This is a genomic window from Pseudarthrobacter polychromogenes, assembly GCF_014644495.1.
Classification (GTDB): domain Bacteria; phylum Actinomycetota; class Actinomycetes; order Actinomycetales; family Micrococcaceae; genus Arthrobacter; species Arthrobacter polychromogenes.
On record NZ_BMKU01000001.1, the window covers coordinates 450,092 to 463,355 of the forward strand.

At 65.1% G+C, this 13,264-nt stretch carries 13 protein-coding genes; 9 read left to right on the forward strand and 4 right to left on the reverse strand.

Features of this window, described 5'->3' with window-relative positions:
- Positions 1-188 precede the first annotated feature (188 nt).
- The 3 genes from leuA (at position 189) to IEX43_RS02270 (ending at position 3,599) form a co-directional block, all read left to right on the forward strand.
- Positions 189-1,928, forward strand: a complete 1,740-nt coding sequence (leuA, locus tag IEX43_RS02260) for a 2-isopropylmalate synthase (protein ID WP_188808874.1) — start codon at positions 189-191, stop codon at positions 1,926-1,928.
- A gap of 88 nt (positions 1,929-2,016) precedes the next feature.
- Positions 2,017-2,769, forward strand: coding sequence for a DNA repair protein RecO (gene recO / locus IEX43_RS02265; protein WP_066280682.1), 753 nt, complete (start codon positions 2,017-2,019; stop codon positions 2,767-2,769).
- Positions 2,770-2,771: 2 nt separating this feature from the next.
- Entirely contained in the window at positions 2,772-3,599 is an 828-nt protein-coding gene (locus IEX43_RS02270; RefSeq protein ID WP_188808875.1) for an isoprenyl transferase, read from the forward strand.
- Between the two features lie 50 nt (positions 3,600-3,649).
- On the opposite strand, the gene IEX43_RS02275 is transcribed toward IEX43_RS02270, so the two are convergent.
- Both IEX43_RS02275 and IEX43_RS02280 read right to left on the reverse strand, forming a co-directional pair.
- The gene (locus IEX43_RS02275; RefSeq protein ID WP_188808876.1) at positions 3,650-4,681 is read right to left on the reverse strand and encodes an alpha/beta hydrolase; all 1,032 of its coding nucleotides are present in this window, start codon (positions 4,679-4,681) and stop codon (positions 3,650-3,652) included.
- Positions 4,678-5,679: an alpha/beta hydrolase gene (locus IEX43_RS02280; RefSeq protein ID WP_188808877.1), complete on the reverse strand. Its 1,002-nt coding sequence runs from the start codon at positions 5,677-5,679 to the stop codon at positions 4,678-4,680. Before IEX43_RS02280 ends, IEX43_RS02275 begins: the two co-directional genes overlap by 4 nt.
- A 74-nt stretch (positions 5,680-5,753) precedes the next feature.
- Between IEX43_RS02280 and IEX43_RS02285 the strand changes: the two genes are divergently transcribed.
- Positions 5,754-6,824, forward strand: coding sequence for a quinone-dependent dihydroorotate dehydrogenase (locus IEX43_RS02285; RefSeq protein WP_188808878.1), 1,071 nt, complete (start codon positions 5,754-5,756; stop codon positions 6,822-6,824).
- 95 nt (positions 6,825-6,919) lie between these two features.
- Here the strand turns inward: IEX43_RS02285 and IEX43_RS02290 are convergent, their stop codons facing one another.
- A complete protein-coding gene (locus IEX43_RS02290) occupies positions 6,920-7,522 on the reverse strand; it encodes a DUF3043 domain-containing protein (RefSeq protein ID WP_066275932.1) in 603 nt (200 codons plus the stop codon).
- 93 nt (positions 7,523-7,615) lie between these two features.
- On the opposite strand from IEX43_RS02290, the gene IEX43_RS02295 reads away from it, so the two are divergent.
- From IEX43_RS02295 to IEX43_RS02315, 5 genes are all read left to right on the forward strand, one after another.
- Positions 7,616-9,058, forward strand: a complete 1,443-nt coding sequence (locus IEX43_RS02295) for a dipeptidase (RefSeq protein ID WP_188808879.1) — start codon at positions 7,616-7,618, stop codon at positions 9,056-9,058.
- A gap of 205 nt (positions 9,059-9,263) precedes the next feature.
- Entirely contained in the window at positions 9,264-9,653 is a 390-nt protein-coding gene (locus tag IEX43_RS02300; protein WP_188808880.1) for a HesB/IscA family protein, read from the forward strand.
- A 186-nt stretch (positions 9,654-9,839) separates the two neighbouring features.
- A complete protein-coding gene (gene ctaC, locus IEX43_RS02305; RefSeq protein ID WP_188808881.1) occupies positions 9,840-10,712 on the forward strand; it encodes an aa3-type cytochrome oxidase subunit II in 873 nt (290 codons plus the stop codon).
- 10 nt (positions 10,713-10,722) lie between these two features.
- On the forward strand, positions 10,723-12,444 hold the full coding sequence (gene ctaD, locus IEX43_RS02310) for an aa3-type cytochrome oxidase subunit I (protein ID WP_188808882.1): 1,722 nt from the start codon (positions 10,723-10,725) through the stop codon (positions 12,442-12,444).
- 2 nt (positions 12,445-12,446) lie between these two features.
- The gene (locus tag IEX43_RS02315; protein ID WP_066275919.1) at positions 12,447-12,848 is read left to right on the forward strand and encodes a cytochrome c oxidase subunit 4; all 402 of its coding nucleotides are present in this window, start codon (positions 12,447-12,449) and stop codon (positions 12,846-12,848) included.
- A gap of 84 nt (positions 12,849-12,932) precedes the next feature.
- Here the strand turns inward: IEX43_RS02315 and IEX43_RS02320 are convergent, their stop codons facing one another.
- Positions 12,933-13,226, reverse strand: coding sequence for an HPr family phosphocarrier protein (locus IEX43_RS02320; RefSeq protein WP_188808883.1), 294 nt, complete (start codon positions 13,224-13,226; stop codon positions 12,933-12,935).
- Positions 13,227-13,264: the final 38 nt, after the last annotated feature.

Below are 13,264 nucleotides of genomic sequence, written 5' to 3' on the forward strand. Positions count from 1 at the left end.
CTTTACTGACGGTAGTGCCCTTTCATCTTACGCACCCGTGTTACTCTCAAAAGGTGCGTGCAGAGCTCCTTCTTCTTAGCTGCCGCGGCGAGGCCTCAGCGATCTAGCGCAAGGCCCATCCTCGCTGCGGAGTTTGTGTTGCCCGGCCACCCTTTCAACGTAGAACCACAGAAAAGGCCCCGATAGTAATGCGAAACGCACAGAAGCCCTCAGGAATGCCTGCCCACCGCTACACGCCGTTCCAGGACCAGATCAAGGTTGAACTGCCGGACCGCACCTGGCCGGACAAGGTCATTACCAAGGCCCCCCGCTGGTGCGCGGTGGACCTGCGCGACGGCAACCAGGCACTGATCGATCCGATGAGCCCGGCGCGCAAGATGAAGATGTTCGACCTGCTGGTCCGGATGGGCTACAAGGAGATCGAGGTCGGATTCCCCTCCGCTTCGCAGACGGACTTCGACTTCGTCCGCCAGCTGATCGAGGGCAACCACATCCCGGACGACGTCACCATCCAGGTCCTGACCCAGGCCCGTGAACACCTGATCGAGCGCACGTACGAGTCGCTGGTGGGTGCCAAGCAGGCCATCGTCCACCTCTACAACTCCACGTCCGTGCTGCAGCGCCGCGTGGTCTTCAACCAGGATGAGGACGGAATCCTGGACATTGCACTCCAGGGCGCCCGGCTGTGCAAGAAGTACGAGGAAACCCTCGCGGACACGCACGTGACCTACGAGTACTCCCCGGAGTCCTTCACCGGGACCGAACTGGAGTACGCAGTGCGGGTATGCAACGCCGTCGCCGATGTTTTCGAGGCCTCCGCGGACCGCCAGGTCATCATCAACCTGCCCGCCACCGTGGAGATGGCAACGCCCAACGTCTACGCCGACTCCATCGAGTGGATGAGCCGCCACCTGCACCCGCGCGAAGGCATCATCCTCTCCCTGCACCCCCACAACGACCGAGGAACCGGCGTCGCCGCCGCCGAACTGGGCTACATGGCCGGGGCGGACCGGATAGAAGGCTGCCTGTTCGGCAACGGCGAGCGGACCGGCAACGTTGACCTGGTCACGCTGGGCTTGAACATGTTCGTCCAGGGCATCGACCCCATGATCGACTTTTCCAATATCGACGACGTCCGCCGGACCGTGGAGTACTGCAACCAGCTGCCCGTCCCCGAGCGTTCACCGTACGGCGGCGACCTCGTGTTCACGGCGTTCTCCGGCTCCCACCAGGACGCCATCAAGAAGGGCTTCGAAGCCCTCGAACGGGACGCAGCTGCCGCAGGCAAGGACGTTGCGGACTTCACCTGGCAGGTCCCGTACCTGCCCGTCGACCCCAAGGATCTGGGCCGCAGCTACGAGGCCGTGATCCGGGTCAACTCCCAGTCCGGCAAGGGCGGCGTTGCGTACCTGCTCAAGAACGAGCACAGCCTGGACCTGCCGCGCCGCGCCCAGATCGAATTCTCCGGCGTCATCCAGAAGCGTACGGACACAGTTGGCGGCGAAGTCAGCGGTGCCCAGCTGTGGCAAGTTTTCCAGGACGAGTACCTGCCCTCGGGCAAGACTGACGGCCAGTGGGGCCGCTATGCCCTGGGTGCCGTCAAGACGGAAACGGACGACGACGGCGGCATGACGCTGCACGCCTCCCTCACCATTGACGGGGCGCAGGTCAGCCGTACGGGCACCGGCAACGGTCCCATCGCCGCGCTGCTGGGCATCCTGGGGGAAGACGGAGTGGATGTCCGCGTGCTCGACTACAGCGAACACGCCCTCTCCGAGGGCGGCAGCGCCATGGCAGCTGCCTACGTCGAATGCGCCGTGGGGGAGCGGGTGCTCTGGGGCGTCGGCATCGATGCCAACACCAGCATGTCCTCCCTGAAGGCAGTCATCTCCGCCGTGAACCGCGCCATCCGGGACGCCCAGGCCTGAGCATCGCACTGCCGTGCCGCCGGAAGCTTCCGCCGGCACGGCAGCACGCGGCACGGCTGTGGCGGCAAAGAATGGGAAGATAGAAGGCGTGGCCCAACACTCTTTCGCCTCCCGCGCGTACCGGGACGACGCCGTCGTCCTGCGCACCCACAAGCTGGGCGAGGCGGACCGGATCATCACCCTGCTGACCAAGCACCACGGCCAGGTCCGGGCTGTGGCCAAGGGAGTCCGACGCACCAGCAGCCGGTTCGGCGCGCGGCTCGAGCCGTTTATGGTGGCGGACCTCCAGCTCGTGTCAGGCAAGACCCTGGACATCGTGACCCAGGCCGTGGCCAAGGGCGCCTACGGCGGGAACATCGCCGCGGACTACGGCCGTTACACGGTGGCCGCTGCCATGACCGAGACAGCTGAGAAGCTGACGGACGTGGACGGCGAGGCGGGGACAGCGCAGTACAACCTGCTGGTGGGCGCGCTGGCGTCCCTCAGCAGGGATGAACATGCTGCCGGCCTGATCCTCGATTCCTATCTTTTGCGGGCATTGGCCACCGGAGGCTGGGCGCCCAGCTTCACGGACTGCGCCCGGTGCGGCCTGCCGGGCCCGCACACGGCATTTTCGGCTCCCCTGGGAGGGATGGTCTGCAGCGGATGCAGGCCTCCTGGCTCGCCGGCTCCGGCGCCGGAGACTGTGGTGCTGCTGGCGGCGCTGCTGACCGGTGACTGGACGACGGCGGACGGTTCCCTTCCCGTGCACCGGAAAGAGGCCGCGGGCCTGGTGGCCGCATACCTGCAATGGCACCTCGAACGGGTGCTGAAGTCCCTCAAACATGTGGAGCGTAGCTGACAGTGGCCCTCGGCAAAAAGAACACCGTGTCCCGGAAGCGCACCCACCCGGTGGTTGCCCCGTACCCGCACCCGTCCGGGGCCGTTGCGCCCTCCATTCCGGCTGAGTTCATTCCCCGCCATGTGGCGATTGTGATGGACGGCAATGGCCGCTGGGCCAACCAGCGCGGCCTGCCGAGGATTGAAGGGCACAAGGCCGGGGAGCCTGCGCTGCTGGATGTGATGGCAGGTGCCATCGAGCTGGGCATCGAGTACGTCAGCGTGTATGCCTTCTCCACGGAGAACTGGCGGCGGTCCCCGGAGGAAGTCCGTTTCCTGATGGGATTTAACAAGGATGTGCTGCGCCGGCAACGGAACCAGCTCGATGAATGGGGAGTCCGGGTGCGGTGGTCCGGCCGGCGGCCGCGGCTGTGGGGTTCCGTCATCCGCGAGCTTGAGGAAGCGGAAGAGTTCACGGCGGGCAACAGCACCTGCACGTTGACCATGTGTGTTAATTACGGCGGCCGGGCAGAAATCACGGATGCCGTCACGGCCATAGCAGCCGAGGTGGCCGCCGGGAGGCTCAAACCCGGTGCCATCACCGAGCGGACCATCCAGAAGTACCTCGACGAGCCGGACCTGCCGGACGTGGACCTGTTCCTCCGCAGCTCGGGGGAGCAGCGGCTGTCCAACTTCCTCCTCTGGCAGTCCGCCTACGCCGAGTTCGTCTTTATGGACACCCTGTGGCCCGACGTCGACCGGCGGACGCTCTGGGCCGCAGTGGAGGAGTACGCGCAGCGGGACCGCCGCTACGGCGGGGCCGTGGACGCGGCCGCGCCCGCGGGTTCCTAGGCTCCAGGCTGCGCAGGCGACGCGCCCGCGGGTCAAGCAGGGGGCGCCATTCAGCCGGAGTAAGCCCTGAGCCACGCTGCCAGGTCCCGGCAGGCCTCCTCCCGTACGCCGCGGCGGGAAAGGAAGACGTCGTGGATGGCGCCGGGATAGCGGAAGACTGCCACCCGCCGTCCCAGGCGCAGCGCACGGTGGGCTGTCTCCTCGACGTCGATCACGGCGTCGGCCTCCATCATTTCGGCGGACCACTCGATCTGGATGCGCGTACGGTTCGAGAGCAGGACGAGCGCCGGAGCCAGGATGTCCAGCCTGCGCTCCACCGCGGCATGGCCGGCAAGGACCGCTTTGGCCCAGCCGGCCCTGATAGGAAATGATGCTCTGGGACGCCACCGGGGGTCGAAGTGCCATTCGCCGTGGGCCTCTCTGCTGACGCTTTGCCAGTAGCCGGGCATCTCCGGGAGCCACAAGGGACGGCGGGGGTCGGCCCTGGACAGCGGGTCCACCAGGTGCATGGCGAGGGTGCGGATGATACTGCTGCCCTGCAGCTCCAGCCATGGCGCGTTGAGGATCAGGGTACCCAGTGCCGTCGGGTTCCGGTCGGCCCACAGCGCCGTAATGAGCCCGCCCAGTGAGTGGGCCAGAACATGGACGGTGGGTTCAACCCCCGGCCCCAGGAGGTCGGCGAGGTCTTCCCTGATGGCCGCGAGGGCGGCGGCGAGGTCCTCGTCATAGACCGCCAGGTCATCAGTGAACCCGGGCGTCTGCCAGGGCCGCAGGCTGCGGCCGAACTTGCGCAGGTCCACGGCGTAAAAGGGGAACCCGGCGTCGGTCAGGTACGCCGCAAGCTCCTCCTGGAAGAAATAGTCCGCCCAGCCGTGGACGTACAGCACCGCGTTAACCGCAGGCTGCTGCGCCGCCGTCGGTAGTGGCCCCGGACGCGTGGTGCCGCAACGGACGAGCGTCGCGCAGACGTCGCCCTCGTAATCCGGGGCAAGGGGAAGGACGCGCTGTTCGAAGCGCCGTCCCAGGATGTCGGCGGTCCACAGAACCTCGTTCGTGTCCCTGTCAACCTGTGTGCCGCTCATTCGCTGTCCCAGCTGCCGGATGGGTCCGGTTCACCGTCCCCATAGGCCCGGAGCCAGCGCGCAAGCCTGGCGTAGGCGTCGGCGCGCACGGCGGCGGGGGAGAGGAACACGTCGTGCAGGGCGCCGTCGATCCGCTCCACGGTGACGGTCCGGCCCAGGGTCAGGGCACGGGCAGCAATGATATTGACGTCGAGGACGGCATCCGTCCGCCGCATCTCCTCGGACCAGAAGAGTCCGTTGGCGCTGCCGCTGGAGAGCAGGACAAGGATGGGGACCTCGATCTTGAGTCCCCGCGCCACCCGCGTATGCCCCGCCAGCACGGCACTGAGCCAGCCCGCCCGCACGGGAAAAGCCATCGGGGGACGGTAGCGGTCATCGAGCGTCCATTCTCCGTCGGCCGAGCTGCTGATGGTCCGCCAGTAAAAGCCACGCTCCGGCAGCCGGAGCACGGCTTCGGGCCGGAACCGGGCCACGGGTCCCACCATGCCCGCAGTGGCACGCCGTACCAGTGAACTGCCGTGCATTTCCAGCCAAGGACTGTTGAGGACCAGCCGTGACACCCTGCCGGGATGCCGGTTTGCCCAGAGCACGGCCACCAGCCCTCCTGTCGAATGCCCCATGAGGGTGAGGGACAGGTCTGCCCCGTCCTGGGCGATCAGCCGGCATGCCGTGTCGATTTCGGCGTCATAATCCCCAAGGTCCGACACATAGCCGCCCGGGGTTTCCGGCCGCAGGCTCCGGCCATGGTTGTGCATGTCCAGTGCGTAGAAGTGGTAACCGGCCGCTGACCAGAAGCGGGCAAGGTCCACGTTGAAGAAATAGTCGCTCCAGCCATGGAGGAAAAGAACCACCCGGCGGCGTCCGGGGGAGGAAGGCAACGCAGCCACGGCAGGACGGAAGCGGACAAGGGTGGCCGTGCGTTCCACGCCGTCCGGACCCATGGCCTGGAAGGCGTGCGACTCGAAGCCCTCGCCCAGGATGTCCTGCTGCCACTCCATGGTTTTATGTTAATCCGCTCCCAGTTCGGCCGGCTCATTTTGGTCTGGGCCCTCCAAAGCGGAAAACTAGAGGCATGCGCGTTTACCCCACATTCTTCAGGCTTGCCTTTTCATGGATGGACGCCGAGCGCGCCCACAAAATCGGGTTCAAGGCCATCAGGCTGGCGCACCGTTCCGGCGCGGGAAGGGTCCTGGAAAAGCTGGCTGCGCCCGCACCATCCCTCCAGACGACGGCTTTCGGCGTAACGTTCCCGTCCCCGTTCGGGCTTGCTGCCGGATTCGACAAGGAGGGGCACGGCATCGAGGCGCTGGCCGAACTCGGGTTCGGCCACGTGGAGGTGGGTACCATCACCGGCCAGGCCCAGCCCGGCAACGAGAAGCCGCGGCTCTTCCGCCTGGTCCAGGACCGCGCCGTCATCAACCGGATGGGGTTCAACAACGACGGCGCAACCGCTGTGGCCCCGCGCCTCAAGGCTGCCCGTGCCGCCCTGCAGCGCCGGCACCCGGACGTGCGCCCTGTCATCGGTGTCAATATCGGCAAGACCAAAGCAGTGGAACTGGCTGACGCCGTGGGTGACTATCTTGTAAGTGCCCGCAGCCTTGCGCCTGCCGCCGATTACCTGGTGGTCAACGTGAGTTCGCCCAACACTCCCGGACTGCGCCTGCTGCAGGATGTGGAGTCGCTCCGGCCCCTGCTGGCCGCCGTGGGTGAAGAAGCTGACCGGGCTGCCGGGCGCCACGTGCCCCTGCTTGTAAAGATCGCACCGGACCTCAGTGACGAGGATATCGACGACGTCGCCCGCCTTGCGCTGGATCTCAAGCTGGACGGCATCATCGCCACCAACACCACCATCGCCCGGGACGGTTTGGCCTCGCCGGCGGACCAGGTGGAGAAATGCGGTGCGGGCGGGCTCTCCGGCGCTCCGCTGAAGCAGCGTTCCCTCGAGGTGCTGCGCAGGCTGAAGGATGTCACCGGCGACGCCCTCACCCTGGTGGCGGTGGGCGGCGTGGAAACAGCGCAGGATGTCCAGGACAGGCTGGATGCCGGGGCAACGCTGGTCCAGGGCTACACGGCTTTCCTTTATGAGGGGCCATTCTGGGCTGCACGCATCAACCGCGAACTGGCGAAGAAGCGCCGGTCCTGACCGATAGAGCGCGGCTCCCTGAGCGCACACGTTCTTAAACGCGAAACCCCGGCGGATCGACCGCCGGGGTTTCGCGTTTACTGGACCATTGCCGGTCAGGCGGGGTATTGCCCGCGCTTGACCTGGGGCTTGGGAAGGCGGAGTTTGCGGAACTGCAGCGAACGCATGGAGCCGTACCAGACGGTTCCGCGCTCCACCTCGCCGAACTTGGCGGTCAGCCGCTTGCGGAGCTGGCGGGACAGGATGAACACGTCCACGAAGACGGCCAGGAACATTACCCAAAACCCGCCCAGGACGTAAATCATCATGTCGCTGGATGCCGGGACCACCAACGACACCAGGACGAACACCAAGGCGCCGAACATCAGGTATTCGCCCAGGCTGAAGCGCGCGTCAACATAATCACGGGCGAAGCGTTTCTGCGGGCCCTTGTCACGCAAGGGCAGGAATTTTTCGTCGCCGGTATCCAGCGCCTGGCGCATCTTGAGGCGCTGGTCCTGGATGGCCTGGCGCTCGGCAGCTTTCGATGCCTTGCGGTCCTCAGGGACCAGCGGGCGCTTACGGGCTGCTTCCTGTGCCTTTCGGGTGGGAGTCGGGGCCCCCTTGCCGCTCAATCCGTTGGCCCGCGCCGCCGCCTCTGCAGCCTGTTGGTCTACTGTTTGCTGCGCCGAGGGCGCTTCCTTTTTACGTCCGAACACCTGAACAGAATACCTTGCGGCGGGCCCCGGATTTGATGCCCGGCCCTCGCCGCGCCCCACGGCGGGGCATGTGACGCGGGTAATGTTTTTGCCATGACGTCATCGCCCACGGCTACGCCGCAAAATCCCAGTGCCCACCCGTTCCCGGGCTTCGCCGGAAACAAGTCGACGGAGGACCTCCGTGCCGCCATCGACAGGTCCTTCGCCCTTACTGTTGAACGGCTTAAAGAGCTGGTCGCCATCCCTGGCATTGCATGGCCGAGCTTTGACCGCGGGCCCTTGGAACGCAGTGCTGAAGCCGTAGCGGAACTGCTGCGCGGCGCCGGCCTGGACAACGTTCAGATCCTTGCCTGCAACAAACCGGACGGCACTCCGGGAGGTCCCGCCGTCGTCGCCCGCAGGCCCGCCATGGAGGGCAAGCCGACGATCCTCCTCTACGCGCACCACGACGTCCAGCCCACTGGGGATCCCGGGCTGTGGGAGACCGAACCATTCACCGCCGTCGAGAAGGACGGGCGCCTGTACGGCCGGGGCGCAGCGGATGACAAAGCCGGGATCATGGCACACGTTGCCGCCTATGCGGCAGTTTCGGAGGTGCTCGGCAGCGCGCTTGGCCTCGGCGTGACGTTCTTCTTTGAGGGCGAGGAAGAAGCAGGATCACCCACCTTCCGGTCATTCCTGGAGGAAAACCGTGAACTGCTCCGCGCCGATGTCATCGTGGTCGCCGATTCGAGCAACTGGAAAGTGGGCATTCCCGCCTTGACCACCAGCCTGCGCGGCCTCGTGGACGGGACCATCGAAGTCCAGGTCCTCGAGCACGCCGTCCACTCGGGCATGTACGGCGGGCCCGTGCTGGATGCACCCACCCTGCTGTCCCGTCTCATCGCCACACTCCACGATGACGAAGGGAATGTTGCCATCGAAGGACTGCTGGCAAGGGACACGGCCGCCGTGGACCTTCCGGAGGAGGACTACCGGGCTGACGCATCAGTGCTCGACGGCGTCCGGCTGGCCGGGTCAGGGAGTATCACCTCGCGGCTCTGGACCAAGCCCGCCCTGTCCATCATCGGGTTCGACGCACCTTCCGTGGACGCTGCCTCGAATACGCTGCTGCCCCGCGCGCGGGCGAAGTTCAGCCTTCGGCTGGCGCCTGGACAGATTCCCGCAGAAGCGATGGAGGCCGTGCGCAGGCATGTGGAGTCGAACGCTCAGTTCGGTGCGCGGGTGACCTTCACGCCGGGGGAGAGCGGAAACCCGTTCCTCACGGACACCTCCTCGCCGGCGGCCTCGCTGGCGATGTGGGCACTGGGGGAGGCCTGGGGAGTGCCGGCAGTGGAGACCGGCATTGGCGGTTCCATCCCCTTCATCGCCGACCTGACGGAGCTGTACCCGGACGTGCATATCCTCGTGACAGGGGTAGAAGATCCTGACTCCCGGGCTCACAGCGCCAATGAGTCACTGCACCTTGGCGACTTCCGCAAAGCCATCCTTGCCGAGGCGCTGCTCCTCGCCCGGATCAACGAACAGGGGCTTTAGGGTCCACCCGAGGGGCGGCTGCCGGGAAGCGCTCCAGGACCGGATTAGGGGCCTCCCCGGGAACAAGGGGGGACCATCCATGGTTACCTCAGGAGTTAGAGCTACACGTCCGCCCCGCGTAGCATGTAGCTATAGCCCATACCGAAACCGTAGGGGCAGGCGCCGCCAGCGCGGCGCCGCCAGACCGTCCTAAGAAGGTAGGCCCATGAGCACCGCAACAAATGAGAACAGCACCGGTACCACCAGCACGGCCAGTGAAGAACTGCCCGTCCACGAGGTCAAGCTGACCGACGTCGCAGCAGGCAAGGTACGCAGCCTTCTCGAGCAGGAAGGCCGTACGGACCTGCGCCTCCGGGTTGCTGTGCAGCCCGGCGGCTGCTCCGGGCTGATCTACCAGCTGTACTTCGATGAGCGGCTCCTGGACGGAGACGCAGTCCGGGACTACGACGGCGTCGAAGTTGTTGTGGACAAGATGAGCGTTCCCTACCTCAGTGGTGCCTCCATTGACTTCGAGGACACCATCTCCAAGCAGGGGTTCACCATCGACAACCCCAACGCCGGCGGCTCCTGCGCCTGTGGGGATTCGTTCCACTAAGCCGGTTATTTCGCCCGATGCCGGCGCCGGGCCACCTGCCGAAAATAACGGTACGGAGGCACGGCGCCGACATGTGGGCGAAACGCCCGGCGGAGCGGTAAGCTCTACACCGAGTAGTAAAACTTTTAGTGTGCCCGGGGCGGCCGAGTCTTCCCGGACAGCAGCAACAAGTAGGAAGGGCCGTCTGTGAGTTCGCAGAACCGAACCGGCAGCCGACGCAAAACGATCACAACGATCACAAGCTTGGCAATTGCCGGCGCGTTGGTTTTGACCGGATGTTCGCCAGAGGTAGAGAAAGGGTGGCTGCCCACGGAACGTGGCACCACCAGCAACACCGACCGCATCATGGACCTCTGGGTCAACTCATGGATTGCCGCCCTGGTTGTGGGCATCATTACCTGGGGTCTGATCGTCTGGTGCCTGGTCGCATACCGCCGCCGCAAGGGCACCGTTGGGTTCCCGCGGCAGACCAGTTTCAACCTCCCACTGGAAGTCTTCTACCTGACCATCCCGCTGTTCATGGTTGTGGTGTTCTTCTACTTCACCGACCGCGACCAGCAGGCGATCGATAACCGCTCAGAGCCCGCCGACGTCGTTGTCGACGTCCGCGGCAAGCAGTGGGCATGGGACTTCAACTACAAGGCCGGCGACGTCATCGAAGAAGACGTCTACGAAGCCGGCGTGCAGACCAACCTCACCGGAAACACCATCGACAAGGAACAGCTCCCCACGCTGTACCTGCCGGTGAACAGGTCCGTTGACCTCGAGCTCAACGCACGCGACGTCATCCACTCCTTCTGGGTTCCCGCCTTCCTGCAGAAGCGCGACATGATCCCGGGCAAGACCAACTACATCAGGTTCACCCCCACTAAAGAGGGCACCTACGACGGCAAGTGTGCCGAACTTTGCGGCGAGTACCACTCCGAAATGCTGTTCCGCGTCAAGGTGGTGTCGGAATCCGAATTCCAGGCCCACATGGACGAACTGCGCGAAGCAGGCAACACGGGTCTCCTCGGCGTCGAGTACGACCGCAACCCGAACGTGAACGAAATTAAGTAAGGGGAGCGACGTGGCTACGTACACTCAATCCGCACCCACCGGAGCCCTTCAAGCTCCCGTGGTTCCGAAGTCCAAGGGACGCATCGTCGTCAACTGGATCACCTCCACCGACCACAAGACCATTGGGTACATGTACCTGATCTCGTCCTTCGTGTTCTTCTGCCTGGGCGGCGTGATGGCCCTGCTCATCCGCGCTGAGCTGTTCGAGCCCGGCATGCAGATCCTGCAGACCAAGGAGCAGTACAACCAGCTCTTCACGATGCACGGCACCGTGATGCTGCTGATGTTCGCAACGCCGCTGTTTGCCGGCTTCGCGAATGTCATTATGCCGCTGCAGATCGGCGCACCTGATGTTGCCTTCCCGCGGCTCAATGCGCTGGCTTTCTGGTTCTTCCTCTTCGGCTCCACCATCGCGGTGTCCGGCTTCATCACGCCCCAGGGTGCAGCGTCATTCGGCTGGTTTGCCTATGCGCCGCTGTCCAACACCACCTTCAGCCCCGGCATCGGCGGAGACCTCTGGGTGTTCGGCCTGGCACTGTCCGGCTTCGGGACCATCCTGGGTGCGGTCAACTTCATCACCACCGTTATCTGCATGCGCGCCCCGGGCATGACCATGTGGCGGATGCCCATCTTCACCTGGAACATCCTCGTCACGGCCATCCTGGTCCTGATGGCCTTCCCGCCGCTGGCCGCAGCCCTGTTCGCGCTCGGCGCTGACCGCCGTTTCGGTGCCCACATCTTCGATCCGGAGAACGGCGGCGCAGTCCTCTGGCAGCACCTGTTCTGGTTCTTCGGCCACCCCGAGGTGTACATCATCGCCCTGCCGTTCTTCGGCATCGTGTCCGAGATCTTCCCGGTGTTCAGCCGCAAGCCGATCTTCGGCTACAAGGGCCTGGTCTACGCCACCATCGCCATCGCCGCTCTGTCAGTGACTGTGTGGGCCCACCACATGTACGTCACCGGCTCGGTGCTGCTGCCGTTCTTCGCGTTCATGACCATGCTGATCGCGGTGCCCACCGGCGTGAAGTTCTTCAACTGGATCGGCACCATGTGGCGCGGTTCGCTGACCTTCGAGACCCCCATGCTCTGGAGCATCGGCTTCCTGGTCACGTTCCTCTTCGGCGGCCTGACCGGCATCATCCTGGCCTCCCCGCCGCTGGACTTCCATGTCTCCGATTCCTACTTCGTGGTGGCACACTTCCACTACGTGGTGTTCGGGACCGTGGTGTTTGCGATGTTCGCCGGGTTCTACTTCTGGTGGCCCAAGTTCACCGGCAAGATGCTGAACGAGCGCCTTGGCAAGATCCACTTCTGGCTCCTGTTCCTGGGCTTCCACGGCACCTTCCTGATCCAGCACTGGCTGGGTGTTGAGGGCATGCCGCGCCGCTACGCCGACTACCTGGTGGAGGACAACTTCACCTGGATGAACCAGTTCTCCACGGTTGCCTCGTTTGTCCTGGGTGCATCGCTGATCCCGTTCTTCTGGAACGTGTACATCACCTGGCGCAGCGCCGAGAAGGTGCAGGTGGATGATCCGTGGGGCTTCGGTGCTTCGCTGGAATGGGCCACGTCCTGCCCGCCGCCGCGGCACAACTTCACCTCGCTGCCCCGGATCCGTTCGGAGCGGCCGGCGCTGGACCTGCACCACCCTGAACTTCGCCAGGTCCACACCGTTGAGTCACCCGCTCCCGCAGCCAAGACGCTCGGAAACGCCGACCAGAGGGACAACTGACAATGAAAATTGAATCCTGGATTTTTGGTGCCGGAGTTTTCTTCTTCGTTCCGATCTCCCTGGTGTACGGCTTCCTGACGAACTGGGGCGAGTGGGTCGGCATCCTGGGCATCCTGCTCGTGGGCGGCCTCGCCGGCATGATCGGTGGCTACCTCGGGTTTACCGGCAAGCGCGTAGGCCTCCGTCCTGAGGATCGCAGCGACGCTGAGATCCACGAGGGTGCCGGCGAGCAGGGGCACTTTAGCCCCTGGAGCTGGTGGCCGCTGTTCCTGGGACTTGCCTGCGCTACGGGCTTCCTGGGACTTGCCGTAGGCTTCTGGATCGTCTACATCGCCGCAGGCATGGCCGTTGTAGCGCTGATCGGCTGGGTATACGAGTACAGCCGCGGAGACCACGCGCACTAGCAACACCCGAGCATAAAACAGAGACGTCGGGCCCCACCGGAAGGCGGGGCCCGACGTCTTTGTTTTGAGTGTCTCCAGCAGGCCTCAGGCGGCGCCCTGTGACTCCAGGAGATCGCTGAGTATACGGAGCGCCTCCTCAGCGGCCTGGCGGCTCTGCGCGCCGTCCAGCGCGGCATCGCTGACGCCCAGCTCCACCTCGCAGCCGTGCTCGAAGTCTGCCGTCATCACCTGGAGGAGTGAGCGTGCGTCCACGGGCCCGGCACCGTCCTTGCCGATGGTCACCGGCAGGCCTGTTTCTGTAACAGCCCGTACGAAGACGGCGGCGGGACGGGCATGCAGCCCCACCGAGGCTTTGACCACGGCCTTATGTACTGGCAAGGGGACTCCTTTGTTGTGGCGGCCCACCGCCGCCAGAT